The 25,768-nt window shown below is 69.2% G+C and carries 26 protein-coding genes and 1 riboswitch; of the genes, 13 read left to right on the plus strand and 13 right to left on the minus strand.

Annotated elements, in window-relative coordinates; translation table 11 throughout:
- Positions 1-117 precede the first annotated feature (117 nt).
- The 8 genes from ACFVT5_RS28745 to ACFVT5_RS28780 all read right to left on the minus strand — a co-directional run bounded on the left by ACFVT5_RS28745 (position 118) and on the right by ACFVT5_RS28780 (position 6,630).
- The gene (locus ACFVT5_RS28745) at positions 118-576 is read right to left on the minus strand and encodes a DUF6174 domain-containing protein (RefSeq protein WP_389893985.1); all 459 of its coding nucleotides are present in this window, start codon (positions 574-576) and stop codon (positions 118-120) included.
- Positions 577-758: 182 nt separating this feature from the next.
- Entirely contained in the window at positions 759-1,007 is a 249-nt protein-coding gene (locus ACFVT5_RS28750; protein WP_389893987.1) for a hypothetical protein, read from the minus strand.
- 138 nt (positions 1,008-1,145) lie between these two features.
- Positions 1,146-1,574: a VOC family protein gene (locus ACFVT5_RS28755; RefSeq protein ID WP_389893989.1), complete on the minus strand. Its 429-nt coding sequence runs from the start codon at positions 1,572-1,574 to the stop codon at positions 1,146-1,148.
- 31 nt (positions 1,575-1,605) lie between these two features.
- On the minus strand, positions 1,606-2,784 hold the full coding sequence (locus ACFVT5_RS28760) for a thiolase family protein (protein ID WP_389893991.1): 1,179 nt from the start codon (positions 2,782-2,784) through the stop codon (positions 1,606-1,608).
- A gap of 48 nt (positions 2,785-2,832) precedes the next feature.
- Positions 2,833-3,591 carry an enoyl-CoA hydratase/isomerase family protein gene (locus tag ACFVT5_RS28765; RefSeq protein WP_389893993.1) on the minus strand — a complete coding sequence of 253 codons (759 nt, stop codon included), beginning with the start codon at positions 3,589-3,591 and terminating at the stop codon, positions 2,833-2,835.
- A 61-nt stretch (positions 3,592-3,652) separates the two neighbouring features.
- Positions 3,653-4,768, minus strand: a complete 1,116-nt coding sequence (locus tag ACFVT5_RS28770; RefSeq protein WP_389893995.1) for an LLM class flavin-dependent oxidoreductase — start codon at positions 4,766-4,768, stop codon at positions 3,653-3,655.
- A 59-nt stretch (positions 4,769-4,827) separates the two neighbouring features.
- Positions 4,828-5,982 (minus strand): LLM class flavin-dependent oxidoreductase, encoded by a 1,155-nt coding sequence (locus ACFVT5_RS28775; protein ID WP_389893997.1) that lies wholly within the window; start codon positions 5,980-5,982, stop codon positions 4,828-4,830.
- A gap of 150 nt (positions 5,983-6,132) precedes the next feature.
- Positions 6,133-6,630 (minus strand): flavin reductase family protein, encoded by a 498-nt coding sequence (locus ACFVT5_RS28780; RefSeq protein ID WP_389893999.1) that lies wholly within the window; start codon positions 6,628-6,630, stop codon positions 6,133-6,135.
- Positions 6,631-6,989: 359 nt separating this feature from the next.
- Between ACFVT5_RS28780 and ACFVT5_RS28785 the strand changes: the two genes are divergently transcribed.
- The 4 genes from ACFVT5_RS28785 to ACFVT5_RS28800 all read left to right on the plus strand — a co-directional run bounded on the left by ACFVT5_RS28785 (position 6,990) and on the right by ACFVT5_RS28800 (position 9,749).
- Positions 6,990-7,472 carry a nuclear transport factor 2 family protein gene (locus tag ACFVT5_RS28785; protein ID WP_389894001.1) on the plus strand — a complete coding sequence of 161 codons (483 nt, stop codon included), beginning with the start codon at positions 6,990-6,992 and terminating at the stop codon, positions 7,470-7,472.
- A complete protein-coding gene (locus ACFVT5_RS28790; RefSeq protein WP_389894003.1) occupies positions 7,469-8,380 on the plus strand; it encodes an enoyl-CoA hydratase-related protein in 912 nt (303 codons plus the stop codon). Before ACFVT5_RS28785 ends, ACFVT5_RS28790 begins: the two co-directional genes overlap by 4 nt.
- Positions 8,377-9,153: an enoyl-CoA hydratase-related protein gene (locus ACFVT5_RS28795; RefSeq protein WP_389894005.1), complete on the plus strand. Its 777-nt coding sequence runs from the start codon at positions 8,377-8,379 to the stop codon at positions 9,151-9,153. Before ACFVT5_RS28790 ends, ACFVT5_RS28795 begins: the two co-directional genes overlap by 4 nt.
- 89 nt (positions 9,154-9,242) lie before the next feature.
- Positions 9,243-9,749, plus strand: coding sequence for a nuclear transport factor 2 family protein (locus tag ACFVT5_RS28800; protein WP_389894007.1), 507 nt, complete (start codon positions 9,243-9,245; stop codon positions 9,747-9,749).
- Positions 9,750-9,787: 38 nt separating this feature from the next.
- On the opposite strand, the gene ACFVT5_RS28805 is transcribed toward ACFVT5_RS28800, so the two are convergent.
- Entirely contained in the window at positions 9,788-10,483 is a 696-nt protein-coding gene (locus ACFVT5_RS28805) for a TetR/AcrR family transcriptional regulator (RefSeq protein WP_389894009.1), read from the minus strand.
- A 124-nt stretch (positions 10,484-10,607) separates the two neighbouring features.
- Here ACFVT5_RS28805 and ACFVT5_RS28810 point away from each other — a divergent pair, with 124 nt between their 5' ends.
- The 4 genes from ACFVT5_RS28810 to ACFVT5_RS28825 all read left to right on the plus strand — a co-directional run bounded on the left by ACFVT5_RS28810 (position 10,608) and on the right by ACFVT5_RS28825 (position 14,949).
- Positions 10,608-12,311, plus strand: a complete 1,704-nt coding sequence (locus ACFVT5_RS28810; RefSeq protein WP_389894011.1) for a class I adenylate-forming enzyme family protein — start codon at positions 10,608-10,610, stop codon at positions 12,309-12,311.
- On the plus strand, positions 12,308-13,057 hold the full coding sequence (locus tag ACFVT5_RS28815) for a hypothetical protein (protein ID WP_389894013.1): 750 nt from the start codon (positions 12,308-12,310) through the stop codon (positions 13,055-13,057). Before ACFVT5_RS28810 ends, ACFVT5_RS28815 begins: the two co-directional genes overlap by 4 nt.
- A 91-nt stretch (positions 13,058-13,148) precedes the next feature.
- Positions 13,149-14,030, plus strand: a complete 882-nt coding sequence (locus ACFVT5_RS28820) for an SDR family NAD(P)-dependent oxidoreductase (RefSeq protein WP_389894015.1) — start codon at positions 13,149-13,151, stop codon at positions 14,028-14,030.
- Between the two features lie 142 nt (positions 14,031-14,172).
- On the plus strand, positions 14,173-14,949 hold the full coding sequence (locus ACFVT5_RS28825; RefSeq protein ID WP_389894017.1) for an SDR family NAD(P)-dependent oxidoreductase: 777 nt from the start codon (positions 14,173-14,175) through the stop codon (positions 14,947-14,949).
- Between the two features lie 63 nt (positions 14,950-15,012).
- Here the strand turns inward: ACFVT5_RS28825 and ACFVT5_RS28830 are convergent, their stop codons facing one another.
- The 4 genes from ACFVT5_RS28830 to gcvT form a co-directional block, all read right to left on the minus strand.
- Positions 15,013-16,392, minus strand: a complete 1,380-nt coding sequence (locus tag ACFVT5_RS28830; RefSeq protein ID WP_389894019.1) for an L-serine ammonia-lyase — start codon at positions 16,390-16,392, stop codon at positions 15,013-15,015.
- 163 nt (positions 16,393-16,555) lie between these two features.
- Entirely contained in the window at positions 16,556-17,815 is a 1,260-nt protein-coding gene (gene glyA, locus ACFVT5_RS28835) for a serine hydroxymethyltransferase (RefSeq protein WP_389894021.1), read from the minus strand.
- Between the two features lie 23 nt (positions 17,816-17,838).
- Positions 17,839-18,213 carry a glycine cleavage system protein GcvH gene (gcvH, locus tag ACFVT5_RS28840; protein WP_389894023.1) on the minus strand — a complete coding sequence of 125 codons (375 nt, stop codon included), beginning with the start codon at positions 18,211-18,213 and terminating at the stop codon, positions 17,839-17,841.
- Positions 18,214-18,298: 85 nt separating this feature from the next.
- Positions 18,299-19,426 (minus strand): glycine cleavage system aminomethyltransferase GcvT, encoded by a 1,128-nt coding sequence (gene gcvT / locus ACFVT5_RS28845; RefSeq protein WP_389894025.1) that lies wholly within the window; start codon positions 19,424-19,426, stop codon positions 18,299-18,301.
- 157 nt (positions 19,427-19,583) lie between these two features.
- Positions 19,584-19,678, minus strand: a riboswitch (glycine riboswitch).
- 178 nt (positions 19,679-19,856) lie between these two features.
- Here gcvT and ACFVT5_RS28850 point away from each other — a divergent pair.
- The 5 genes from ACFVT5_RS28850 to ACFVT5_RS28870 all read left to right on the plus strand — a co-directional run bounded on the left by ACFVT5_RS28850 (position 19,857) and on the right by ACFVT5_RS28870 (position 25,714).
- Positions 19,857-20,525: an AAA family ATPase gene (locus ACFVT5_RS28850; protein ID WP_389894027.1), complete on the plus strand. Its 669-nt coding sequence runs from the start codon at positions 19,857-19,859 to the stop codon at positions 20,523-20,525.
- 83 nt (positions 20,526-20,608) lie between these two features.
- Entirely contained in the window at positions 20,609-21,388 is a 780-nt protein-coding gene (locus ACFVT5_RS28855; protein WP_389894029.1) for an enhanced serine sensitivity protein SseB, read from the plus strand.
- A 276-nt stretch (positions 21,389-21,664) separates the two neighbouring features.
- Positions 21,665-22,465 (plus strand): enhanced serine sensitivity protein SseB C-terminal domain-containing protein, encoded by an 801-nt coding sequence (locus tag ACFVT5_RS28860; protein ID WP_389894031.1) that lies wholly within the window; start codon positions 21,665-21,667, stop codon positions 22,463-22,465.
- Positions 22,466-22,859: 394 nt separating this feature from the next.
- Positions 22,860-23,861, plus strand: coding sequence for an ABC transporter permease (locus ACFVT5_RS28865; protein WP_389894032.1), 1,002 nt, complete (start codon positions 22,860-22,862; stop codon positions 23,859-23,861).
- Between the two features lie 23 nt (positions 23,862-23,884).
- Positions 23,885-25,714 (plus strand): ABC transporter substrate-binding protein, encoded by a 1,830-nt coding sequence (locus ACFVT5_RS28870; protein WP_389894034.1) that lies wholly within the window; start codon positions 23,885-23,887, stop codon positions 25,712-25,714.
- Positions 25,715-25,768 lie beyond the last annotated feature (54 nt).

Below are 25,768 nucleotides of genomic sequence, written 5' to 3' on the forward strand. Positions count from 1 at the left end.
CCTGCGCGGAGGACCTGTCCAGCGAGAAGTGGCCGGATGGCCGCAGGGCGTAAGGATCTGGCCACTTCCCCGATTCCCTGATTCCTCGATTCCCTGATTCCTGATTCTCCGAGAAGGTCATCCACCGGCCGCTTCATAGGCGCTGATGACATACAGGGCTTCGTCGTCGATCGCGTTCTTCTCCCAGTCCAGGAAGATCCGCGTGGGGTGCCCGTCGGTCGCGTACTCGACCTCCGCCGTGTCCGCCTTGTCGCGCCGGGCCTGGTCCAGTTCGGTCAACAGCGTGCCGAGGGTGGGCACTTGGTCGGGCAGTTGCCGCACCACCCGCCGGGCACTGGCGTCGAGGCCGACCGCCTTGGTCACCTTCCCGTCCCGGACCGTGACCCGAAAGGTTCCGATCAGGGCCCGTTCCCCCTCACTGGACGTCAGCGTGTACGTGTAGGAGGCGGGCTCCTGCCAGGGCGCCTCGTCGGTTTCCGCGGACACCTCGCCACCACACGCGGCGGTGGCGGCGATCAGTCCCCCGGACAGCGCGGCAGCGGAGAGGGAGCGGGCGAGCGAACGTACGGACGTCATGATGACCCCTTCGAGATCGGCTGCCCCTACGACGCCGGTCCGCCCCACAACGTTCGGAGAAATGACGACGGGTGACGACGACACCGGGCGGGAAACGAGAAAGGGGCGGTCGACGCGATGTCGACCGCCCCGCACCGTCGTTGGTGGCCCGGTGCCCTACCCGGCAGTGCCGGGCCGGCGTTTCAGTGCCGGCCGAAGATGCCCAGGAACGTCCCGTGCTCCCAGTCCCTCTCGCTCTCGCGGGTCGAGGTGTAGACCGGGCCGACGTGCTTGATGACACCGGCGAACGTCGAGGAACTGGTCCGCTCGGCCGCGTGCGCACCGGTGCCGCGAACGAACCCACCACCGTCGTTGGCCAGAGCGGCGCCGGCGCCACCGAGCAGGACACCGGCCGCGAGGACGGACGCGGTCAGGGCAGAACGCATACGCATAGCTACTCCCATGGAACGCTGGAAGACGCGTCCGAAGCGGTCGCGTCGGGCCGTTCAACGCCACGGAACGATCACGGGAAACGGCGGTTCACCCCAATGGCCGGAGAGGTGGGAGCGAAGCGGCGCGACGTTCGCGGCTCAGTCGATACAGAACTCGTTGCCCTCGATGTCCTGCATGGCGATGCACGAGTCGTTTTCGTCAAGCAGGAGCTGCACGCGTACCGCGCCGAGCGGGACCAGCCGTGCGCATTCGGCCTCAAGCGCGGCGAGGCGCTCCTCGCCCACGAGCCCGGTACCGACCCGCACGTCAAGGTGCACCCGGTTCTTGACGACCTTCCCTTCGGGGACGCGCTGGAAGTACAGTCGCGGGCCCACACCTGAGGGATCAACGCATGCGAACCATGAACCCTGATCCTCAGGTGCCTGCGAGCGATCGAAATCGTCCCAAGTGGCGAACCCCTTCGGCGGGGGCGGTACGACGTATCCCAACACCTCGCACCAGAAACGAGCGACGCGCTCAGGTTCCGCACAGTCGAAGGTGACTTGGAACTGCTTGATCGATGGCATCCGTCCACCGTAGTGGCGCGTGCCGGGTTCGTCAGATCCGGCGTAGGAGCGCGGCCAGGGCCTGGCCTCCGCCGATGCACATCGTGACGACACCCAGCTCCAGGTCGCGCCGGGCCAGGTCCTTGGCCACCCGCAGGGCCAGGATCGCGCCGGTCGCCCCGACCGGGTGTCCCAGCGCGATGGCGCCCCCGTAGGGGTTGACCCTCTCCGGGTCCAGACCGGTGTCACGGATCACCGCGACGGCCTGTGCCGCGAACGCCTCGTTCAGCTCGACGGTGTCGATGTCGGACGCGGAGGTGCCGGTCATCTCGAACAGCTTCCGCACGGCGGGTACCGGGGCGTACCCCATCAGTTCCGGTTCCATCGCCGCGGTGGCGACGGCCTCCAGCGACACCAGCGGGGACAGCCCGCGTTCGGCCGCCACCGACTCCCTGGCCAGTACCAGCGCCGCGCCGCCGTCGTTGATCCCGGAGGCGTTTCCCGCGGTCACCGTGCCGTCCGCCCGGAATGCCGGGCGCAGCGTGGACAGCTTCTCCACCGTGCTGTCGGGCCTGGGGTGCTCGTCGGCCTCGACGGTGCGCGGGGTGCGACCGCCCACCTCGACCGGTGTGATCTCCTCGGCGAAAGCAGCCCGCGCCGCCCCGGTCGCGGCCCGCCGCTGGGACTCGGCCGCGAACTCGTCCTGTTCCCGGCGCGAGATGCCGTACTTCGCGGCGACGTTCTCCGCGGTCAGACCCATGTGGATGCCGTGGAAGGGGTCGGTGAGCATCAGCACGGTGCCGTCCTGGAGGGTTCGGTCGCCGAGCCGGTAGCCGGAGCGGGCGCCGAAGTCGTAGAACGGCATGCGGGTCATGTTCTCGTCACCGCCCGCCAGCGCGATGTCCACTCCGCCCCAGCGCATCTGCATCGCCGCCGACCAGATCGCCTGGAGGCCGCTGCCGCAGAGCCGGTTGACGGTGTACGCCGGAGTGCGGTCCGGCAGACCGGCCGCCAGCGCGACCCGCCGGCCGTTGTAGGCGTCCGGTCCGACCTGGCCGATGCAGCCCATGACGACCTCGTCCACGTCTTCCGATGCCACACCCGAGCGCGAAAGCGCCGCCCGCGCGGCGACGGCGCCCAGTTCGTGGGCCGGGACGTCCTTGAACACACCGCCGAAACTCCCGATGGGAGTCCTGGCGCCGTCCACGACGACGATCGGTTCCGCGGTCATCACAACCCTTTCTCGGGGTGGTGGGCAGCCCGGCGCAGCGGGCGCGGCTCATGAGGTGAAGCGGTCGACGGCCGCCCTGGCAGCCGGTTCCGTGACCGCCCTGGCGATCACGTGGGCCTCTTCCCGGCCGGTCCGCTCCCGCGAGGTCTGCCAGGAGGAACGCAGGAGGCGCTTGGCCTGTCCGAGTGCGAACGCGGGCCCTGCGGCGAGTTGTTCGCCGAGCTGGAGCGCTCGCTCCCCGCACAGGTCTTCATCCACGACCTCGGTCACCAGGCCCCAGGTGCGGGCCTCGCCCGCGGTGAGCCTACGGTCCGTCAGGGCCAGTTCCAGCGCGCGTTGTTGGCCGATCGCGCGGGGCAGAAGGTAGGAGACACCGCAGTCGGGTGTCAGGCCGACCGAGGCGTAGGCCAGGAGGAACTTCGTCGAAGCCGCCGCCACGACCAGGTCGCAGCTCAGCATCAGGGCGATCCCGGCTCCTGCCACGGCTCCCTGGACGGCGGCGACGACCGGCTTGTCCAGGCCGGCGAGGCACCGCAGCGCGCCGTCGAGGGTGGTGGCCAGCTCTTCGAGATACGCCGCCCGGTCCGGGGCCGAGGCCATCGCCGCCACGTCTCCGCCGGCGCAGAACCGCCGGCCCTCGCCGCTGACGAGTACCGCTCGGGCGTCCGGATCGGCCGCCGCCCGGCCGACGGCCGCGCCGAGGGCCCGCGCCGTCGGCAGGTCCACGGCGTTCGCCACCGCCGGCCTGGCCAGCACGATCCGGGCGACACCTGCCAGGCATGTGTAGTGGACGAGATCGTCTGTCATCTGGTGCTCCCTCAGAAAGGGGCGGTTCGGCGGACGGACGGCCCGTCCGCCGAACCCGCCCTCAGCCCGCGGTGACGGTGGCGCGGACGTGGGGCACGACCTCCTTGGCGATCCGGTGCATCGACTCGATCCAGGGCTTGGGGTCCTCGACGTAGTCATGGGTGTTCATGACGATCTCGCCGAACCCGCCCGTGTCCTCATGCATCTTCTCGATCTTGGCGATCACGGTCTCCGGGGAGCCGCAGATCCAGACGTGCTCGGCGATGAAGTCCATGTCGATGTCGGACGGGTCGAGGCCCGTGCCCGAGTCGGCGACATAGCCGTTGAGGATGTTGAACGTCTTGTAGACGGGCACCAGGTACTTCTGCCAGCAGTGGCCCAGACCGCCGTTGAGCGCGATCTTCTTGGCTTCGGCGTCCGTGTCGGCCACGACGATGTCGCGGCAGATACGGAATCGCTGACGATCGCTCGTCAGCCCGCGGGACGCGGCGCCCGCCGCGTAGGTGTCCCAGTGCGAGCGCGCCACGTCGAGACCGCCGAAGAACGAGATGGGCGAGAAGCCCCGCTCGCCCGCGTAGCGCATCGAGGATGAGTTGTGCGAGAGGGCGGTCATCGCGATTTCGAGGTTCTCCGCACCGTTCCACGGCGAGAAGTCGGGCATGACGTGGAACTCGGCGCCGTCCTCCGACGCCGGCTTCTCCTCGGGGAACCCGCCGTTGAAGAACGTGCCCTCGTAGTGGAAGGGCTCGCGCTCCCAGATCCTGCGCATGATCTCCAGCGCCTCGTCGCGCCGGGGCCGGGCCTCGGACAGGTCGGCGGGCTGGCCGCGGAGGATCGCGTCCCGGGGGTAGGCGCCGGGTCCGACGCCGAGGAAGTACCGGCCCTCCAGGACCTGCGACAGCCAGCCGACCTGAATGGCCAGCGACCCGGGCTGGTGCAGCCCGAGGAGATGGGCCATGGGCGCGAACCGCAGGCGCTCGGTCTCCCGGGCGCAGGCGCCGATGATGATCTCGGGGTTGGGGACGCTCTCCCACCCCTGAGTGGCGTGCTCGCCGATCATGAAGTCGGTGAAGCCCGCCTGATCGGCCTCGCGGGCGATCAGTACGGAGTAGTCGAACACCTCGCGGGGTGTGCGCTCGGGGCGCATGTACGGAACGTGGAAGATGCCGCTCTTCACAGTCGTGTTCTCCTTTGAACTCGAAAATGAGACATGCAGGAGGGGTGACGGCCTGGGTGTCAGACGAGGGTGCCGTCGCTGTCCTTGGTGGCGAACCGCGGCGCGACCTCCTCGGCGAAGCGCGTCAACTCCTCGTTGTTCCGCCCGGGTTCGAGGTGTCCCTGGCCGAACATGAGGAAGCACTCGTTGAATCCGAGGCGGTCGTGGGCCTGTTCGATCTGGCGTGAGATGTCGTCGGCGCTGCCGATGAGCACGTTCGGGAACTGCTGGCCGTGCGGGATGAACCACTTGTCCCAGAACCAGCGGTGCTCGGCCCGTAGTCGCTCGGCCTCGTCCTTGTCGTCGGTGAGGATCAGGAACCCGCCCCAGGCGCCGATGTCCTCGCGCGGCACGTCGCGTCCGGCCTTCTTCGCGGACTCGCCGTACCGCTTCCACAGGGCCTCGCAGAAGTCGAGGTCGGTGGCGAAGACGATCTGCTTGCCGCCCTCGCGGGCCCACATGTCGACGGTGCGCATGCTGTAGGCGAAGGCGCCGTACACCTTCGGATGCGGATTCTGGAACGGTCGCGGTGCGATGCCGATCTGGCGGACGATGCCGTTCTCGTCCATGCCCTTGCCGAACTCGGCGTAGCCGGGGTGTCCGGCCGAGCCGCCTTCCGGCGGGAACTCCCAGTACTTGCCCTTGTGGCTGAACACCGGGTTCTGCCATGCCTTCTTCACGATCTGGACCGACTCTTCGAAGATCTCGCGGTTGATCGCGTCCTGCTCGTTCTTGGCCTTGGCGTGCGCGACGTTGGTGGCGCCGACCCCGCGGACGGCCGCGTAGGAGTCGACCCAGCGGGCGTGGTAGCCGCGGGTGAAGCCGACGATCAGCCGGCCTCGCAGCATGTGGTCGAGGGTGGCGATCTCCTCGGCGACCCGGACCGGGTTGTGGGTGGGCAGGACGTAGCCGAGGATCCCCGCGCTCATCCGCCGGGCGTGCGCGCCGACGAACAGCGCCCACATCCCTGGGTGGTTGGTGATCTCGAAACCCTCGATCTGGAGGTGGTGTTCGGGCGAGCAGTAGCTGGCGTACCCGAGTTCGTCGGCGAGCCGGACATAGCCCTTCACCTCCTCCAGGTAGCGCTGGTAGAGGTCGGGACGCTGGCCTGCCATGCCCTGTTCGAGTTCATGGCGTCGGCCGATCACGCCTGTCTGCATGAGATGGAACTTCACCGAGGTCGTCTCCTTGTTCGTGTCGGGGCCCCCGGACGCGGCGCTCGGGCGACCTGGCCGGAGGGGCGGGAGCGGGGCCTGCGGCGGAGCGGGGGGTCGAGCACCTGGTGCCGGGGGCGCCGACGGTGCTCCTGGCGGGTTCCGGTCCGCTCAGACGGCGGCGAGCTGCCGGAAGCGGCTGGCGTGGAAGACGAGCGGTGCCCGCTCCGGCTCCGCCCGCAGGGCGTGCACGGCCAGCAGGACGATCGCGTGGTCGCCGGCCGCGACCTCGCTGTGAATGGAGCAGTCCAGCCAGGCGACCGCCCCGTGGACGAACACCGCGCCGTCGCCGCTGGCGCTCCAGTCGACGCCGGCGAAGCGGTCGCCGGTCTTCAGCGCGAGCTGCCGGCAGGCCCGGTCCTGCTCCTCGGCCAGCACGCTGATCCCGAGGCGGCGCCTGCCGCGCAGCCGGGGCCAGGTCGTCGAGGAGTTCTGTACGCAGACCGACACCAGCCCGGGTTCCATCGACACCGAGGTGAACGAGCTGGCGGCGATGCCGACCGGTTCGTCACCTTCCAGCGCACAGACCGCCGTCACACCGCTGGGGAAGCATCCGTAGACCTGCCGCAGCCGCCCCGCGTCCGCGGTGACGGGTTCGAGATCAACCATGTGCCCTCTCCTTCGACATAGCGCTCGTGCTCTTGGCCGCTGCGGTCCGGAAGGGGCGGTACGCACCCTCTTCCACCGTGCGGCGACGCATGCGCTCTGGGGGCTGCATCGGGAAGCTATCTACACCAACGTAAACTGTCAACGGTTTCGTCGGAGCGCGACTCTGGATCATCTGTGCAGCTCACAGCTCTGCAAATCGAGAGTGCGGAGGCATTGACTGTTTACGTCGGCGTAGATAGCTTCGCCGCCAGAGCAACGAGGAGGTGGCGGCCAGGGGCCGGAGCACAGCCGATCGGATCGGCGGCTCGACAGGCTCAGGGACTCGCCGGAACACCTCGCCATCCATGCGGAGGGACGCCGTGACGACCGTAGAGACACCCACCGATGTCCACGTCGCCGAGCTGGTGGAGACCGGGCGGATCCACCGCCTGCTGTTCGACTACGCCCACCACCTCGACATGAACCACCCCGAGGAGATCGCCGCACTGTTCACCGAGGACTGCTACGTGGCGTACGGTCCGGACTTCGGGGCCGAGGGCCGCGCGGCCTACCGGGAGACCCTGGGCGGCATCGGCAGCTTCTTCGCCGCCACCAGCCATCATGTGTCCAACATCGTGGTCGACTTCGGCCCGGACCTGGCCACGGCCACGGTGCGGTCGGTGCTCTACGCGTGGCACCGGTATGTGAAGGACCGCCCGGACGGACACTTCTTCGGGCAGTACCACGACGAACTGGTCCGCACCGACGACGGCTGGCGCTTCGCCCGGCGCGAGCTGCGCGCGTCCGGCGTGGTCGACTTCCATGTGAAGAAGCAGATCCCGATCGGCCGCGCCGCGTCATGACCGCCGTCCCGGCGGACCAGGACCGGCGGGCCGGAGCGGCGCTGCCGGAGTACCGGGACATCCGGATCGAGCACCGGGGACCGATCACCTGGATCGTGCTGAACCGGCCGGACAAGGCCAACGCCCTGTCCCACGCGATGCTCGACGAGTTCTCCGACGCCCTGGCGCGCCTCGCGCACACCGGTGGGCCGGTGCTCGGGATCCGCGGTGCGGGCAAGGGATTCAGCGCCGGATACGACATCGACCAGGTGGGCAGACAGGTCACCGCGCCGGACCCGGTGGCCGACCGGGAACGCCTGGCCCGCAATGTCAACCGCTGTCTGGCGATCTGGGACCACCCCAAGCCCGTGATCGCCGCCGTGCACGGCTACTGCATCGCGGGGGCGACCCAGATGTGTGTGTTCGCCGACCTCACGTTCGTCGCCGATGACGCCCGCATCGGGGAACCGGCGCTCCCGCTGGGCGGCGGCTACATCGCCCCGCTGTGGGCCCCGCTCGTCGGCCCCAAGCGCGCCAAGGAGCTGGCGTTCATCCCGGCCAACGCGATCGACGGGGCCACGGCGGTGCGGTGGGGGTGGGCCAACCACGCCGTGCCCGCGGCCGAACTCGTCGACAGGGTCGAGGAGACGGCCGCCCGGATCGCCCGTATCCCGTCGGACGTACTGCGGATCAAGAAGCTGTCCGTCAATCGCGCGATGGACGCCATGGGCGTACGGACGGCCGCCGCCGGCGTCCCGGAGATGGACGCGCTCCTGCATCTGTCCCCGTCGGTCGCCGAGATCCGCTCCTGGATCGGCGATGTCGGCCTCAAGGAAGCCATCGCCGCCTTCAACCGACCACCCGAACCTCGCCCAGGCCGTGAGGAACCCGAGCCTCGCCCGGAGCGCGAGGAAGGAGACACGCCGTGAGTTCCGAAGTCGAGTTCACCAAGGACGGCCCTGTCGCCCGTGTGACGCTCAACCGCCCCAAGTCGCTCAACGCCATCACCCCGGCGATGGACGACGCGCTGTTCGCCGCCTGGAACGACATCAACGACGACCCCGACATCCGGGTCGCGATCCTGTCCGCGACCGGCGAGAAGGCGTTCTGCGCGGGCGGGGACGTGTCCGGCGGTACCGAGAACCCGGACCGCCGGATGGCGCTCGGCGGTGGCCTTACCGGGGTCGGCGGCCCGCTGCTGACCCTGCGCAAACCGCTCATCGCCGCGGTACAGGGGTATGTGATCGGCGGCGGCTGTGAACTCGCGATGTGCGCGGACATCGTCGTCGCGGCGGACACCACCCAGTTCGGCATCCCCGAGACCAAGGTCGGCATCATCGGCGAGGCGGGCATCATGCATCGCGCCATCCGCCAGCTCCCCCACCATGTCGCGCTGGCCATGATCCTCACCGGAGAGCGCCTTCCCGCTGCCAAGGCCGAGCTGTACGGTCTGGTCAACGAGGTCGTCCCGTACGCCGACCTCTCCGCGGCGGCGGAGCGTTGGGCGCGGAAGGTCGCCGCCGGTTCACCGCTGGCGGTCCAGGCCGCGAAGGACGCCGCGCTCTCACGTCTGGGCTGGCCACTCGACGTCGCCCTCGCCACCCGCTACGAGCCCATCGAGGCGTACGCGTCCAGCAAGGACCGCCTCGAAGGACGTGCCGCGTTCGCCGAGAAGCGCCCGCCCCAGTGGCAGGGGCGCTGAGCCCCCGCCCGTACCCCCTGAGCGTTGCCCGCATGTGCCCCTATGAAGACACCGCCAGCTCCTCGCTGACGCGGAGAAAGGGTGTTGCAATGTCAGATCTGGAAGCGCGAATCCGCCGGCTCGAAGACCGTGCCGAGCTGGAGGACCTCGTCATCCGCTACTTCGTCGCCGCGGACGACGACGACATGGACACACTCGGCGCGGCCTTCGCCGAGGACGCCGAGTTCGTCATCGGCGGCGGGTTCTCTGGTGGTTCGAGCCGTGCGGCGATCGTGGACTTCATCCGGGGCGACCGTAAGAACATGGGCGTCACGGTGCACACACAGAACTTCACCCTGCTCACCTTCGGCGACGACGACCACGCGAGCGGTGTCATCGGCGCCCATCTGGAGCTGGCCCGTGGTGGCACCACGGTCTACGGCGCCGTTCGCTACCTCGACGACTATGTGCGGACCGCCGAGGGCTGGAAGATCAAGCGACGCGAGATGGCCACCGTCCATGTCGGCCCATGGGACGACGTGGCGACCTCGCTGACCAGCGAACTCCGCTCGCGCTGGCCGGGCCAGGAGCCCGCGCCGGCCGACCTTCCACGCTAGGGCCCTCGGGCGGCGCGGCGCCTGGCCGCGTGCCGCTCCTATGCGGAGGGGCGTTGCAAGCCGTCGAAGAGAATCGCCGAGAAGGTGTCGATGGTCTGCTCGGCGGTGAACTTGCGGTCACCCGGTTTGAACCACCGGTGGGTCCAGTTCACCATTCCGAACAATGCCTTCATGACCAGCGGGACCGAAAGATCGTCCCGGAATACACCGTCCCGGATTCCGCTGGTGATGACATCCGTGACGATCCCTTCGAAACGACGGGTCTTGCGCACCATCTCTTTGGCCCAAGGCGTATTCTGAAAGGCGACCTTCCCCATGTCCTCCTGAATGTAGACGAAGACATAGGGATAGTTCGCCACATACGACTGGATCTGCAATTCGATGAGGAGGCGGAGTTTCTGATGGGCGTCGCTATCCAGCTTGGAGATCCGCGTGGCCTCGGCGAGATTGTCTTCCAGGACCCGCTTGGCGGTGGCCTGGAAGACCTCCTGGAAGAGTTCCTGCTTGTTCGCGAAATAGTAGTAGATGGCCGCACGATCCGTACCGAACCGGGTGGCGATATCGTTGAGAGTCGCCGCCTCGAAACCCTTTTCCTTGAACACGTCGGCGGCAATCTGGAGCAATTCGTTGCGCTTCGCCCAATAGGCGGCACCGCCCTCCACCTGTGCGCTTTGCCTGCGCCGACTGAGACCGCTCCCCGTGGCTTCCGGAGGACGATTTGCACGAGTTGCCATGCGGCAGAGTCTACCAGTCGAACCCGACGGGAATTCAGTTCGGCGGAGATTCAAGAAGTATTGAGCGTACCTGTGTGGAATGTGCACCCGGATTGACCGCGACCGGTGGTGACGGAGGGACGGCATGAGGGAATACGGGCAATGGGCCGAGGTATCGAGCATCGGCGATCTGCTGGTGCGTTCGGCCCACGAGCACCCCGAACGTGACGCGCTGGTCTTCCCCGAAGCGCGCTACACCTACAGCGAACTTCACGAGCGGGCACGCCAGGTGGCGCGGAGCCTGATCGCGCTCGGCGTGGCACCCGGTGACCACGTCGGACTGCTGGCGACGAACAGCGTCGAGTATGTCGAGGCGTTCTTCGGTATCAGCATGATCGGCGGCGTGGTGGTTCCGCTCAACGCCCGCCACCGGGCGCAGGAGCTGGGCTACATCATCGCCAACGGCGACCTGGTGGCCGTCCTCACGACATCCGGGCCGCACCAGTACGTCGACTTCGCGGAGGTCCTGCACACCGGGTTGCCCGGTCTCGGTGCGGCGGCCGACCCGACGCGGCTCTCCCTGCCCGAGGCGGGTGCGCTACGGGCCGCGGTCCTGCTCAGCGGCGCGGCGCCGGGCTTCCTCGGCCGTGACCGGTTCGACGAGCTGGCCTCGCAGGTCGATCCCGGAGCCGTGGACGAGCTGCGCCGGCGGGTCCGGGTCCGGGATGTCGCGACGATCCTCTACACCTCGGGCACGACGGCCGACCCGAAGGGGTGCATGCTCTCGCACGAGGCGATGACGCGTGGGCCGGTGGAGCGCGCCCGGTTCCGGCTCGGCACCGGTGAGCACGACGTCACCTGGTCGCCCGGACCGCTGTTCCACATCGCCACGCTCGCCCCCTTTCTCGGCTCGATCGGCAGCGGCGGCACCTTCGTGACCGACGCCCATTTCGAGCCGGGCAGGGCTCTCTCCCTGCTGGCCCAGGAGCGGGCCACGGTCGCCTTCCCCTGGTTCCCCGCCCTCACCCAGCCGCTTCTCGACCACCCCTCCTTCGATCCGGACCGGCTCGCCTCACTCCGTTCCATGTTCCTCATCGGCCCCAGCGTGCTGCTGGAACGCGTGCAGGACGCCCTGCCCAAGTGCGAACTGGTCGCCGCCTGCGGGATGACCGAGACGGTCGGTATCTACGCGATGAGCGGGCGCACGGATCCGGTCGAGGTGCGCGCCACCGCCCAGGGCGTGCCGTGCCCCGGAGTCGAGGTGAGGATCACCGACATCGAGACCGGCGAGGACGTCGGCCCCGGCGTCATAGGGGAGATCCTCGTCCGCGGCTACTGCGTCATGGAGGGCTACTACAAGGATCCGGAGAAGACCGCGGAGAGCCTCGACGCCGACGGCTGGCTGCACACCGGTGACCTCTACCGCTGGACGCCGGAGGGTCAGGTCGCCTTCCACGGTCGGCTCAAGGACATGCTCAAGGTCGGCGGCGAGAACGTGGCCGCGATCGAGATCGAGTCGTTCCTCGCCCGCCATCCCGCCGTCGCCTGTGTCGAAGTGGTCGGCGCCCATGATCCGCGCCTGGACGAAGTGCCCGTCGCCTTCGTCGAGGTCAAGGCCGGACGCACGCTCGGCGAAGCCGAACTCATCGGGTTCTGCCGGGGGAAGATCGCCCGCTACAAGATCCCGCGCGCCGTGCGGTTCATCGAAGCCGGTGCCTGGCCGATGTCCGCGACGAAGATCAACAAGCGGGCGTTGCGCGCGATGCTCACGGACGGCTCCGCCGAAGACAGAGCCCACAGCCCAGCCCACAGCCCTGTCCACAGCTCAGAGGAGCCGACCGTCCGATGACCGACCCGACCTCCTCACCCACGACTGCCGGCATCGGCACCTGTGTCTCCGACGGGACGGCCCCCGACCCCGTGGTCACGGTGGACGACGTCCGCGCGGAAGCACTCGCCCTGCTGGAGGGCGTCGCCGACGGCGACGACCTCGACGCCCCGACGTCCGCGCTGATCGGACTCGCCGTCAACGCGTCGGTCTGCTCCCTGGGCGGCCCCCGTATCGAACGGGAGATCCGGCAGGCGCTGGACGCCGGTGCCACGGCGGCGCAGGTGCACGAGACCCTGGTCGTCGTCTCCGGCCTCGGCGTGCACACCCTGATGGAGGGGTCCGGACGGCTCGCCGCGGTGCTGCGCGAACGAGGCGACACCAGCCTCGACGTTCCGCTGGACGCGGACCGGGCGACACTGCGGGGGACGAGGCAGGGCGACGACCCGTACTGGCGGGACTTCGAGCGCGAAGTCCCCGGGTTCCTCGACGCGCTGTTGCGGCTCTCTCCCGAGTCGTATCAGGCGTTCTTCGACTACTGCGCGGTCCCTTGGCGTACGGGCGCGCTGCGCGGCCGGGTCAAGGAGCTGATCTCGATGGCCAGTGACGCCACTCCCGCCCATCGCTATCTGCCGGGCCTGCGGCTGCACCTCGCCAACGCCGTCCGGCTCGGCTGCGGGCGTACGGCCGTGCTGCACGCGCTCGACATCGCCGCCGCCGCACCACCCCACCTCGGCGTACCCGCCGTCCCGCACGACCGGCCCTGACCCGCGCGACCGGTTCCGAACCGTACAACCAGCCCCTCAGGCGCCGCTGGAAAGCGCCTGCTCTTCATGGAAAGCAATGAGGTATACGGACATGGCAAACGAACTCGCCGACAAGGTAGCCGTCGTCACAGGGGGTGTCAGCGGCATCGGTCGTGGCATCGTCGAGGTCTTCGTGGAGGAGGGGGCCAGGGTCGTCGTCGGGGACATCGACGACGACGCCGGGCACGCGCTCCAGAAGACGTTCGGGCCCGACGTCGTCTTCCAGCACACGGACGTCACGGTCGAGGCCGATATGGAGGTGCTCGTCGCACGCGCGGTGAGCGAGTACGGCGCGCTGGACGTCATGGTGAACAACGCCGGGGCGCTCGGTGATCAGAGCGGACTCCTCGACCTGGACGCCGCGGGGTTCACCCGTACCGTCGATCTTCTGCTGCGGTCCGTGGCATTGGGCCACAAGTACGCGGCGCGCCGGATGAAGGCACAGGGCACCGGCGGCAGCATCGTGTCCATGTCCAGCATCGCGGGCATCCAGGCCGGACTGTCCTCGGCCTCGTACGACTCCGCCAAGGCCGGGGTGATCCAGCTGGCCCGCACCGCGGCGTACGAACTGTCGCCGTACCGGATCCGCTCCAACGTGATCATGCCCGGCCTGATCCTCACCCCGATCATGGCCAAGGGCACCGGTCTGGACCCGTCGCAGTACGGGGCGTTCGTCGACGCACTGGCGGAACCGCTCGGGCGGCTGCACCCGATCGGCCGCGCGGGTCTGCCCCGGGACCTGGCCGGCATGGCGCTGTTCTTCGCCAGTGACCGCTCGGAGTTCATCACGGGCCAGAACATCGCGGTCGACGGCGGCATCACCGCGGTGTCCAACCGCGACATGGGAGCGGTGGTCGGCCAGGCGTTCACGGCCATGGGGATCACGGACGTCGATCCCGAATTCTCGGCGGCGGCCAAACACAAGGACTCCTGAACGGGGTCGGGGAAATCCGGTGCGGTACCGCGTCCCCGCGAGGGGCGCGGGGAACCGCGCGCCCAGCCACCGCCGGCCCGCGGATTTCCCCACCGGCCTTCCAGCGGAGCACCCCGCACCAGCGAATCGATCGGAGACACCCATGCAACTCAAGGACAAGCGGGTCATCGTCACCGGCGGAGCCCAAGGCATCGGCGAGGCCGTCGTGCGGGCCTACGCGGCCGAGGGCGCCGTGGTCAGCTCGGTCGACGTGAACGAGGACCTGGGCCGCGAAGTGGCGGAAGCGGCGTCGGCGGCGGGACCCGGATCGGTGACGTTCTCCCGGGCCGACGTCAGCGACCGAGACCAGGTGAACGCGGTCTTCACCGAGGCGGCCTCCCGTATGGGCGGGCTCGATGTCCTCGTTCATGTCGCGGGCATCCAGCGCCACGCCGCTGCCGACGACGTCACGCAGGACTTCCTGGAGACCCTTTTCAAGGTCAATGTCTACGGCACCGTGCACACCAACTCCGCGGCCTACGCGGTGATGCGGGAGGCGGGCGCCGGAGCGATCATCAACTTCGGCTCCGAGTCCGGCCTGACGGCGGAACTGCACAATGCCGTCTACGGTTCAACCAAGGCCGCCGTGCACACCTGGACCCGGTCCGTCGCACGGGAGTGGGGCCCGTCCGGGGTCCGCGTCAACGCGGTCCTGCCGTATGTGGTCACCCCTATGTACGAGCAGTTCCGCAAGGCACTCTCGCCGGAAGAGCTGGCGGCCCACGACCAGGCGACCGCCGAACAGATCCCGCTCGGCGGCAAGTTCGGGGACCCCGCCAAGGATCTGGCACCGGTCATGGTCTTCCTGGCGAGCGACGCGTCGCACTTCATCACCGGCCAACTCATCCCGGTGGACGGCGGCCTCATCTCCGTCCGCTAGTCGGCTAGTCCGCTAGTCCGCTAGTCCGCGAGTCGGCTGGTCGGCTGGTCAGGGCCTACGCCGTCAGCACTCGATGATGTTCACCGCAAGCCCGCCCCGAGCCGTCTCCTTGTACTTGACGCTCATGTCCGCGCCCGTTTCCTTCATTGTTTTGATGACCTTGTCGAGGGACACCTTGTGGGTGCCGTCGCCGCGCATGGCCATCTTTGCCGCCGTGACGGCTTTCACGGCGGCCATGCCGTTGCGCTCGATGCAGGGGATCTGGACGAGACCGCCGACCGGGTCGCAGGTCAGGCCCAGATTGTGCTCCATGCCGATCTCGGCGGCGTTCTCGACCTGTTCGGGGCTGCCGCCCATGACCTCCGCGAGCGCGCCAGCCGCCATCGAGCAGGCCGAGCCGACCTCGCCCTGGCAGCCGACCTCGGCGCCGGAGATCGACGCGTTCTCCTTGAAGAGCATGCCGATCGCGCCCGCCGCGAGGAGGAAGCGGACCACGCCCTCCTCCTTCTCCCGGGCGGTGCCGCCGGCCACGAAGTTCATGAAGTAGTGCAGCACCGCGGGGATGATGCCGGCGGCGCCGTTCGTCGGCGCGGTCACCACCCGGCCGCCCGCCGCGTTCTCCTCGTTCACGGCCATCGCGTAGAGCGTGATCCACTCCATCGCGTGCGCCGCCGGGTCGCCGTCGGCGCGCAGTTGGCGGGCGGTCGTGGCGGCGCGGCGGCGGACCTTGAGGCCGCCCGGCAGGATGCCCTCACGGGCCATCCCGCGCGCGACACAGCTCTGCATGGCCTGCCAGATCTCCAGCAGGCCCTCGTGGATCTCCTCCTCGCTACGCCACGCCTTCTCGTTCTCCAGCATCAGCGAGGAGATCGACAGACCGGTGTCCTTCGACAGCCGCAGCAGCTCGTCACCCGTGCGGAACGGGTACTTCAGCACCGTGTCGTCCAGCTTGATCCGGTCCGCGCCGACCGCTTCCTCGTCCACGACGAAGCCGCCGCCCACCGAGTAGTACGTCTTCTCCAGGACCAGCCCGCCGGCAGCGTCGTACGCGAAGATCGTCATGCCGTTGGCGTGGTACGGGAGCGTCTCGCGGCGGTGCAGGACCAGGTCGTCGTCGTAGGAGAAGGCGATCTCGTGCGCCCCGAGGAGGCTGAGCCGTCCGGTCGTCCGGATCTGCTCGACGCGTTCGTCGGCGTGCTCCACGTCGACCGTGCGCGGCGACTCGCCCTCCAGGCCGAGCAGCACCGCCTTGGGGGTGCCGTGCCCATGGCCGGTCGCGCCGAGGGAGCCGTACAACTCGGCGCGTACCGACGTGGTGTGGGCGAGCAGGCCGTCGTTCTTCAGGCGGCGCGCGAACATCCGGGCCGCGCGCATCGGGCCGACCGTATGGGAGCTGGACGGGCCGATGCCGATCGAGAACAGGTCGAAGACCGAGATGGCCACGGGGGAACTCCTAGCTGGGGTTGGTAGACGCCGTCGTCTGCCGGGTCGTGCCGATGTCGTACGGATGCCGATGCGGATGCCGATGCCGTATCGGGGTGGGGCGGGGCACCACGTTCCTCGTCAGTGTGCGTAGTGCCCCGCTCGCGTCGTGCGGGTCCGGGGTCTACAGCCCCGGGTACAGCGGGTGCTTCGTGGCGAGCGCGGTCACCCGCGCCCGGAGGGCGTCCGTGTCGTACGACGGCTTCAGCGCCTCGGCGATGATGTCGGCGACCTCACGGAAGTCCTCGGTGGTGAAACCGCGGGTGGCCAGTGCCGGGGTGCCGATCCGCAGGCCCGAGGTGACCATCGGGGGCCGTGGGTCGTTCGGGACGGCGTTGCGGTTGACCGTGATGCCGACCTCGTGGAGCCGGTCCTCGGCCTGCTGACCGTCCAGCTCCGACTCGCGCAGGTCCACCAGGACCAGATGCACATCGGTGCCGCCGGACAGCACGTTCACGCCGACCGCGCGGGCGTCGTCCTGGACGAGCCGCTCGGCGAGGATGTGCGCGCCCTCCAGGGTGCGCCGCTGGCGCTCCTTGAAGTCCTCGGTCGCCGCGACCTTGAAGGAGACCGCCTTCGCGGCGATCACATGCTCCAGGGGACCACCCTGCTGGCCAGGGAAGACCGCCGAGTTGATCTTCTTGGCCAGCTCCTGCGTGGACAGGATGACCCCGCCGCGCGGACCGCCGAGGGTCTTGTGCGTGGTGGTGGTCACGACATGGGCGTGCGGCACCGGGTTCGGGTGCAGCCCCGCGGCCACCAGGCCCGCGAAGTGCGCCATGTCGACCATCAGATACGCGCCGACCTCGTCCGCGATCCGGCGGAAGGCCGCGAAGTCGAGCTGCCGCGGATACGCGGACCAGCCCGCCACGATCAGCTTCGGCCTGGCCTCCTTGGCGAGCTTCTCGACCTCTGCCATGTCGACCTGACCGGTGGTCTCGTCCACGTGGTACGCGACCACGTTGTACAGCTTGCCGGAGAAGTTGATCTTCATGCCGTGGGTCAGGTGCCCGCCGTGCGCGAGGTTCAGACCCATGATCGTGTCACCGGGCTTGAGCAGCGCGAACATCGCCGCCGCGTTGGCCTGGGCACCCGAGTGGGGCTGCACATTGGCGTGCTCGGCGCCGAACAGCGCCTTCACCCGGTCGATGGCGATCTGCTCGACCACGTCGACGTGCTCACAGCCGCCGTAGTAGCGGCGGCCCGGGTAGCCCTCGGCGTACTTGTTGGTGAGGACGGAGCCCTGGGCCTCCATCACCGCGACCGGAGCGAAGTTCTCCGACGCGATCATCTCAAGGGTGGACTGCTGACGGTGCAGCTCGGCGTCGACGGCGGCGGCGACATCCGGGTCGAGTTCGTGGAGAGACTGGTTCAGAAGTGACATCAGAAGATCCCTACGGGTCGGGGTCAGCCGGCGAAGTCGGTGTACTCGTCCGCCGAGAGCAGGTCGCCCGGCTCATCGGAGACGCGCACCTTGAACAGCCAACCGCCCTCGAACGGGGCGGAGTTCACCAGCGAGGGGTCCTCCACCACGTCCTGGTTGGCGGCGACGACCTCACCGGTCACGGGGGAGTACAGATCGCTCACCGACTTGGTCGACTCCAGCTCACCGCAGGTCTCGCCCGCCGTCACCGTGTCACCGACCTCCGGGAGCTGTACGTACACGACGTCACCGAGCGCGTTGGCCGCGTGCTCCGTGATCCCGACCGTCGACACGCCGTCATCGGCGGCCGACAGCCACTCGTGCTCCTTGCTGTAGCGCAGCTGCTGGGGGTTGCTCATGACGTGAATTCTCCTGTACGCGGATGAGTGCTGAAGGAAGGGAGGGTCGGGAAGGGAGGGCGGGTACGGACCGGAGCGCGGGAGGTCACTTCCGGCGCTGGTAGAACGGCAGCGCCACGACCTCGTACGGCTCATGCGTACCGCGGATGTCGACGCCCACACCGGTCGTGCCCGGCGCGGCGTGCGCGGCGTCCACGTACGCCATGGCGATCGGCCGGCCGAGCGTCGGCGACGGCGCGCCCGAGGTGACCTGGCCGACGGCCTCGCCCGCCGCGACCACTGGGAACCCGGCGCGGGGCACCCGGCGGCCCTCGGCGATCAGCCCGACCAGCTTGCGCGGCGGATCCGTCGCCGCCCGCTCGGCCGCGGCGGACAGGGCCTCGCGCCCCACGAAGTCGCCGTCCTTCTCGAACTTCACGACCCGGCCGAGCCCGGCGTCGAAGGGCGTGAGCGAGGTCGTCAGCTCATGCCCGTACAGCGGCATGCCCGCCTCCAGGCGCAGGGTGTCCCGGCAGGACAGTCCGCACGGCACCAGACCGGCGTCCTGACCGGCGTCGGTCAGTGCCCGCCACAGCTTCTCGGCGTCGGCGGGGGCCACGAACAGCTCGAAGCCGTCCTCGCCCGTGTACCCGGTGCGCGCGATCAGGGCGGGTACCCCGGCGACCGTGCCGGGCAGCCCGGCGTAGTACTTCAGGCCATCGAGGTCCGCGTCGGTCAGGGACTTCAGGATGCCGGGGGACTCGGGGCCCTGGACCGCGAGCAGCGCGTACGCGTCCCGGTCGTCGCGGACCTCGGCGTCGAACCCGGCGGCCCGCTCGGTGATCGCGTCCAGGACGGTCTGCGCGTTGCCCGCGTTCGCGACGACCATGTACTCGGTGTCGGCGAGGCGGTACACGATCAGGTCGTCGAGGATGCCGCCGTCCTCCTGGCAGATCATGGTGTAGCGGGCGCGGCCGACGCCGACCGTGCCGATGTTGCCGACCAGGGCAAAGTTCAGGACGTTCACGGCCTGCGGACCTGTGACGGTGATCTCACCCATGTGCGACAGGTCGAAGAGTCCGGCGCGGGTGCGTACCGCCTGGTGCTCGTCGCGCTCGCTCCCGTACCGCAGCGGCATGTCCCAGCCCGCGAAGTCGGTCATGGTCGCGCCGAGCGACCGGTGCAGGGCGTCGAGCGCGGTCTGACGGGGGGCAGTGCTCGGGGCATTGCTCATGAGGGGGTGCTCCCAGGGCATGACGGGCGAGGGCGATCCTCCCCATCTGTCATCGGAACCTGAGAGGTTCGCCGGGAGTCCACCGCTCGGCGGATCCGGCTTGCACCTTGGGTGGAGCCGCACGCGTCAAGCACGGCGGCCCGCTTTTCAGATGTGCCTCGCCCACGCGGTATCTGGGCCTGAGAGATTCAAGGGAGGGACTTGCTCCTTCGGCGCCCCGGTCGTGGCCGAGGGCTCTCCCGCGTGGATTCAAGCGGCCTGTTTGGAGTTGGCGGGGTCATCATTGCACGCATCCCGGCGACACGGCAGGGCGGTGGCCTGTAACCGCCTTGTGGCAGGACCAGGACGCAATCGCGGTTCACCCCGCATTACCTTCTCTTTACACTCGACGGGGAAGGCTCACGTGGACCCCAGGGGGAGGACGCTCACGGTGAACAGGACCAGGGTGTACGCGACGGTGACGGGTGTCGCGCTGCCCAAGCAGCCCGGCGCCCCGACGGTGGAGACCTTCGCCGACGGGCGGACCGCCGTCGTGCGTGATCTGCGCGAGCGCGCGGGCCGCAGCCCGCACCGGCTCCGCTTCACCCCCGGCGACCTGGTCGTCGTCTCGGGACTGCCCGGCAGCGGCAAGTCCACGCTGATGCGGCGCACGGTCAGCGGGCACCGGATCGACTCGCAGGACACCCGCGACCGCTGGGCGTCCCGGGTGCCGCGCTTCGTGCCGTACGCCGTGTACCGCCCGCTGGTCCGCCTCGCCCACTTCGCGGGCCTGCGCCGCGCGCTGCGCACCGGCGAGAGCGTCGTCGTCCACGACTGCGGTACGCAGCGGTGGGTCCGGCGCTGGCTCGCCCGCGACGCCCGCAGGCGTGGGGCCACCCTGCATCTGCTGCTGCTCGACGTCCCGCCGGACACGGCCCTGGACGGCCAGCGGGAGCGCGGCAGGGGAGTGTCGCGGTACGCGTTCCGGCGGCACCGCAGGACCGTGGGGCAGCTGGTGCGGGCCGCCGAGCGGGGCGACCTGCCGCCGGGGTGCCGCTCCGCGCTGCTCCTGGACCGGACGGCGGCGGACGTACTGCGCGCGATCCGCTTCGACCGCTGACCACGACCGCCGACGCGGCGTTCCTCCCGGTACGCGTTAGGGTGCGAGCCGCAGAAACAGCGGTCCGGAGCAGGTGGTTGACGATGGAGATACCGGCACAGACGGCCCACGCCGTGCCCTACGGCGGATGGCCCGGCAACGAGCTGGAGGAGGTGCTCGCCGCCGCACTCGGTGCGACGGCGCCCTCGGCGGGCGGCCGGATCATCGAAGTACTCGGCCGCAGCCACCTCTGGGTGCCGTTGCCGGCCGGCGGCGGACCCGGGGGACCCACGCTCGACCTGCCCACGCTGGAGATCGACGGGCAGGCGTATGTCCCGGTCTTCAGCTCCGAGCAGCAGTTCCGCCAGGTCGTCGGCGACCGGATGGGGTGCACCGTCGCGCCCGCCGTCGAGTTCGCGCGCGGACTCCCGCCGCAGCTCGGCATCGTGGTCAACCCCGACGGAGCCGTGGGTGTCCCGCTCCCGCCGCCCGCCGTCGCCGAACTGTGCCGCGCGGGGCGCAGTCCGCTCGACGGTCCCGCGAGCGGTGGCCGGGTGCGCCTCTTCGAGCCGGACTGGCAGCACGACCCGGTGGACTTCCTGGCCGCCGCCGCCGCCGAGTTCGCCGCGACCGGTGTGGTGGTGAGCGCCCGCCGCTGTCTGGCCAGTGTCGAGGGCGGCGACCCGGTGCTGTTCGTCGGCGTCGAGTTGAACCGGTGGGACGAGCAGGTCGGCGAACTGCCCCTGGACGCCCTCGGCCGGGCGCTCGGCCGGGCGCCGGCGGGCTGGCCGGTGAACCTGGTTCTGCTCGACGCGGCCCAGGACCCGGTGGTCGACTGGATGCGCGAGAGGGTCCGGCCGTTCTACGCCCAGGGGCAGCACTGAGCCGGGGCCACGGGCGGCACTGACCCCCGGGCCACGGGAGGGCACTGACTCCGGGTCACGGGAGGGCACTGACCGGCCCACGCGCGGCACCGAACCGGCCCCGAGCGCCTCCGGGTCCGGCGCGTGCGGTACGACGCGGCGGCCGGTGCGTCAAGTCGCCGCCGGGATCGCCGCATAAGCTGGTTTCATGGCCTGGTCGAAGTGCCGCGGCAGCGGCACGTGACCCGGGGGATTTCGGTGGGTTTCGTCGAAAGTGTCACGAAGGGGCGATCAAGGGTGAGTGCGTCGGGCACGGCTGCGGCCGGGCAGGTCGAGCACATGCTGCGCCAGGTGACCCCCGGGCGCTACGACGCGTACGAGGCGTTGCTGCGTGCCCTTTCGGACCCCACGTCGGGTCAGGTCTGGATGCTCCTCTGGCACGGCCAGGCCGGATCCCCGGACGCCCAGTACGGCAACATGGAGGTCGAGGGCCTCGGTTACGCGCCCTGTGTGACCTCCGCGCAGGAACTCTCGGCGAGCGGCTGGAACCGTTCGTACGAAGTCATCTCCGGCGTCGACCTCGCACGCACCCTCTACCCGGACCACTACGGCCTCTGGCTCAATCCGCACGCGCCCGGCGGGGGTGTCGGCATCCCCTGGCTCGACCTGCGCCGGATCGCCACCGGTCTGGACCGCCAGCCCGCGGGGCCGCTGCGGCTTGCCGAGCCCACCATCGAGATCCCGCAGTTCTACGCCCTGCTCACGCAGAACGCGCACCGCACACCCGCCGTGCGCGCCCTGCGCCGCGCCTGGGTGCAGCCGTCGCTCGGGGCCCCCTATCTCGCCATCGGGCTCGATGTGTACGACACCAGCCCGCCCGCCGTGGACGCCGTGCGGGCGATGATGCAGCAGTCGATCGGGGCCGTACCCGACGGGCTGCCCGTCTCCACGGTGGCCCTGTCCGACGAGTACGACCCGGTGGCGATGTGGCTGCGGGCCACCGCGCGGCCCTTCTACGACCGTGAGTCTCACGGCGGCGCGATGCCCCCGGCCCCCACCGCGGGCTACGGATATCCGCCGCAGCAGGGTTCCTTCTAGATCCGGCCGGCTCCGGCTGGATCCAGCGAGGCTCGAAAACCGGCCAAGCGCCGGTGATCGAGGGTGTGTCACCTGGTGGACACGGGCCTGGCCCGAATGTCCGTTCTGGTGACATCTGATGGTGAAAGCGACGTAGATCTACGCGCGTGACCTCTTCCGCCCCAACTGACCCGCGTCCGCTATCCGTTACCCGCCGTCTGGATAACGGAACCCCCCAGAGAGCATCACGGTTACGCATCCATTCACCGTCAAGTCTGGTAACAGATCACGGCCGCGATGAAGACTCCCGCTCCAGGGGGTGGGTTTCGCCCCTGTGTACGACGGACTGATCCGCCGCCACAGCGGCAAGTGCGGGCCGGCCACCGCCGGTTGAAGAAGAGGGGTCCCTGCCACGATGACGGCACCATTGCACGAGCCGACCGCGGAAGCGGCCCCGACTCCGGCCGAGGAGGTCGCCGCGGTCGCGGGGAAGTCGGTGCAGGGCCGCTCCCTCGGCCGCATCGCCTGGGACCGGCTGAAGCGGGACAAGCTCGCCCTCGCCGGCGGCGCCGTCGTCCTCCTTCTCGTGCTCGTGGCGGTGTTCGCGCCCCTGATCACGAGCCTCGTCGGCCAGTCGCCCGACGAGTACCACGAGGACCTGATCGACCCGCTCTTCTCCACGCCCATCGGTTCGTTCGGCGGCATCAGCGGCGACCATCTCTTCGGCGTCGAACCGGTCAACGGACGCGATGTGTTCGCCCGCATCGTCTACGGCGCCCGGGTCTCGCTCCTGGTCGGCTTCGCGTCGGCCCTCGTCGCCATCGTCATCGGCACCGTCCTCGGAATCCTCGCGGGCTACTTCGGCGGCTGGCTCGACGCGACCATCAGCCGGATCATGGACCTGCTGCTGTCCTTCCCGCAGCTGCTGTTCATCATCGCCCTGGTGTCCGTCATGCCCAACGAGATGCTGGGCCTCACCGGCACCGGCGTCCGTATCTTCGTGATGATCCTGGTGATCGGGTTCTTCGGCTGGCCCTATGTCGGCCGTGTCGTACGCGGTCAGACGCTCTCGCTACGTGAGCGCGAGTACGTGGAGGCGGCCCGCAGTCTCGGGGCCGGGCGGTTCTACATCCTGTTCAAGGAACTGCTGCCCAACCTCGTCGCGCCGATCATCGTCTACACCACGATGATGATCCCCACGAACATCCTCACCGAGGCCGCGCTCAGCTTCCTGGGCGTCGGCGTCAAGCCGCCCACCTCGTCCTGGGGAGACATGCTCTCCTCGGCGGTGAGCTACTACGACGCCGACCCCACCTACATGGTGATTCCCGGCGTGGCCATCTTCATCACCGTGCTCTCCTTCAACCTCTTCGGCGACGGCGTGCGTGACGCGCTCGACCCGAAGGGCTCGCGCTGAACTGCCGTATCCCACGGCCCGCCATGACGGCGGGCCGCACATCACACGGAGGATCCGAGATCGTGACTACCCATAGCGTCAGAGGACGGCGCAAGCAGGCCGTGGCAGCTGCTGCCGTGGTCGCGGCGCTGCTGTCCACGGCAGCGTGCGGCGGCGGTGACAGCGGCAACGAGAAGAAGGGCGGCGACAGCAAGGCCGCCGGCTTCGACGCGGCGAACAACAAGGTCGCCAACGCCTCGACCAAGAAGGGCGGCACGCTGAAGTTCGCGGGCGCCCAGGACGCCGACTCGTGGGACACCACGCGTGGCTACTACGGCTTCGCGTGGAACTTCATGCGCTACTACAGCCGTCAGCTCGTCACCGGCCAGACCGAGCCGGGCAGCAAGGGCACCGAGCTGACCCCGGACCTCGCCACCAGCAAGGCAAAGGTCTCGGCCGACGGCAAGACCTACACGTACACCCTGCGGGACGGGGTCACGTGGGAGGACGGCAAGCCGATCACCTCCCAGGACGTCAAGTACGGCATCGAGCGCGTGTGGGCGCAGGACGTGCTCTCCGGCGGTCCGGTCTACCTGAAGGACGTCCTCGACCCCAAGGGCGAGTACCCGGGTCCGTACAAGGACAAGGCCAAGGACAAGCTCGGTCTCAAGGCGATCGAGACCCCGGACGAGAAGACCATCGTCTTCAAGCTGCCGGTGGCGAACAGTGACTTCGAGGACATGCTCGCGCTGACCTCGGCGTCCCCGATCCGCCAGGACAAGGACACCAAGTCCAAGTACGGTCTGCGGCCCTTCTCCTCCGGCCCGTACAAGTTCGAGTCGTACACGCCGAACAAGGCCCTCGTGCTGGTCCGCAACACCGAGTGGAAGCAGGAGTCGGACCCGGTCCGCAAGGCCCTGCCGGACAAGATCACGCTCAACCTGTTCAGCAACGCCGACGACATGGACAACCGTCTGCTCGCCGGTGACTACGACCTGGACATCAACCAGACCGGTCTGTCCCCGCAGGGCCGTATCAAGGCCCTGAAGGAGCACAAGGGCAACCTCGACAACCCGGTCTCCGGCTTCATCCGGTACGCGGTCTTCCCGCAGATCGTGAAGCCGTTCGACAAGATCGAGTGCCGTAAGGCCGTCCTCTACGGGGCCGACCACAAGTCGCTCCAGACGGCGCGCGGTGGCCCGCTGGCCGGTGGCGACATCGGCACCAACATGCTGCCCCCGGCGGTCCCCGGCTCCGAGGGTCAGAAGTACGACCCGTACGGCTTCACGCAGAACGACGGTGCCCCGGACGAGGCCAAGGCCAAGGACGCCCTGAAGGCGTGCGGTCAGCCTGACGGCTTCAAGACCACCATCGCGGTCCGCAACAACAAGCCGGTCGAGGTCGCCACCGCCGAGTCGCTCCAGGCGTCGCTGAAGAAGATCGGCATCACCGCCGACATCGACAAGTACGACGGCTCGCAGACCTCGGGCATCATCGGTAACCCGACGGTCGTCAAGAAGAAGAACTACGGCATCATCATCATGGGTTGGGGCCCCGACTTCCCGTCGGCCCAGGGCTACGGCCAGCCGCTGTGGGACAGCAAGTACATCCTCGACAGCGGTAACAACAACTTCGCGATGATCAAGGACAAGGCGATCGACTCGAACTTCGACAAGTTCGCGACGGAGCTGGACCCCGCCAAGAAGGTCGCGATCGCCACGGAGCTGAACCACCAGGTCATGGAGGGCGCTTACTACCTGCCCTTCGTGTTCGAGAAGTTCATCAACTGGCGCTCCAACCGGCTGACGAACGTCTACACCACGGACGCGTACAGCGGTCAGTACGACTTCACCAGCCTGGGCGTCTCGAAGTAATCACCACCGGCGCACCCGCCGAACGGTACGAAAGGCAGGTGAAGGCCGGGGTGG

Source organism: Streptomyces sp. NPDC058001 (assembly GCF_042886315.1).
Lineage (GTDB): Bacteria > Actinomycetota > Actinomycetes > Streptomycetales > Streptomycetaceae > Streptomyces.

What these genes read in the sequence shown, in the direction of transcription:
- ACFVT5_RS28745 (WP_389893985.1), bottom strand. Translation starts at nt 576, where the DNA reads ATGACGTCCGTACGTTCGCTCGCCCGCTCCCTCTCCGCTGCCGCGCTG.
- ACFVT5_RS28750 (WP_389893987.1), bottom strand. Translation starts at nt 1,007, where the DNA reads ATGCGTATGCGTTCTGCCCTGACCGCGTCCGTCCTCGCGGCCGGTGTC.
- ACFVT5_RS28755 (WP_389893989.1), bottom strand. Translation starts at nt 1,574, where the DNA reads ATGCCATCGATCAAGCAGTTCCAAGTCACCTTCGACTGTGCGGAACCT.
- ACFVT5_RS28760 (WP_389893991.1), bottom strand. Translation starts at nt 2,784, where the DNA reads ATGACCGCGGAACCGATCGTCGTCGTGGACGGCGCCAGGACTCCCATC.
- ACFVT5_RS28765 (WP_389893993.1), bottom strand. Translation starts at nt 3,591, where the DNA reads ATGACAGACGATCTCGTCCACTACACATGCCTGGCAGGTGTCGCCCGG.
- ACFVT5_RS28780 (WP_389893999.1), bottom strand. Translation starts at nt 6,630, where the DNA reads ATGGTTGATCTCGAACCCGTCACCGCGGACGCGGGGCGGCTGCGGCAG.
- ACFVT5_RS28790 (WP_389894003.1), top strand. Translation starts at nt 7,469, where the DNA reads ATGACCGCCGTCCCGGCGGACCAGGACCGGCGGGCCGGAGCGGCGCTG.
- ACFVT5_RS28800 (WP_389894007.1), top strand. Translation starts at nt 9,243, where the DNA reads ATGTCAGATCTGGAAGCGCGAATCCGCCGGCTCGAAGACCGTGCCGAG.
- ACFVT5_RS28805 (WP_389894009.1), bottom strand. Translation starts at nt 10,483, where the DNA reads ATGGCAACTCGTGCAAATCGTCCTCCGGAAGCCACGGGGAGCGGTCTC.
- ACFVT5_RS28810 (WP_389894011.1), top strand. Translation starts at nt 10,608, where the DNA reads ATGAGGGAATACGGGCAATGGGCCGAGGTATCGAGCATCGGCGATCTG.
- ACFVT5_RS28815 (WP_389894013.1), top strand. Translation starts at nt 12,308, where the DNA reads ATGACCGACCCGACCTCCTCACCCACGACTGCCGGCATCGGCACCTGT.
- ACFVT5_RS28820 (WP_389894015.1), top strand. Translation starts at nt 13,149, where the DNA reads ATGGCAAACGAACTCGCCGACAAGGTAGCCGTCGTCACAGGGGGTGTC.
- ACFVT5_RS28825 (WP_389894017.1), top strand. Translation starts at nt 14,173, where the DNA reads ATGCAACTCAAGGACAAGCGGGTCATCGTCACCGGCGGAGCCCAAGGC.
- glyA (WP_389894021.1), bottom strand. Translation starts at nt 17,815, where the DNA reads ATGTCACTTCTGAACCAGTCTCTCCACGAACTCGACCCGGATGTCGCC.
- gcvH (WP_389894023.1), bottom strand. Translation starts at nt 18,213, where the DNA reads ATGAGCAACCCCCAGCAGCTGCGCTACAGCAAGGAGCACGAGTGGCTG.
- gcvT (WP_389894025.1), bottom strand. Translation starts at nt 19,426, where the DNA reads ATGAGCAATGCCCCGAGCACTGCCCCCCGTCAGACCGCGCTCGACGCC.
- ACFVT5_RS28855 (WP_389894029.1), top strand. Translation starts at nt 20,609, where the DNA reads ATGGAGATACCGGCACAGACGGCCCACGCCGTGCCCTACGGCGGATGG.
- ACFVT5_RS28865 (WP_389894032.1), top strand. Translation starts at nt 22,860, where the DNA reads ATGACGGCACCATTGCACGAGCCGACCGCGGAAGCGGCCCCGACTCCG.
- ACFVT5_RS28870 (WP_389894034.1), top strand. Translation starts at nt 23,885, where the DNA reads ATGACGGCGGGCCGCACATCACACGGAGGATCCGAGATCGTGACTACC.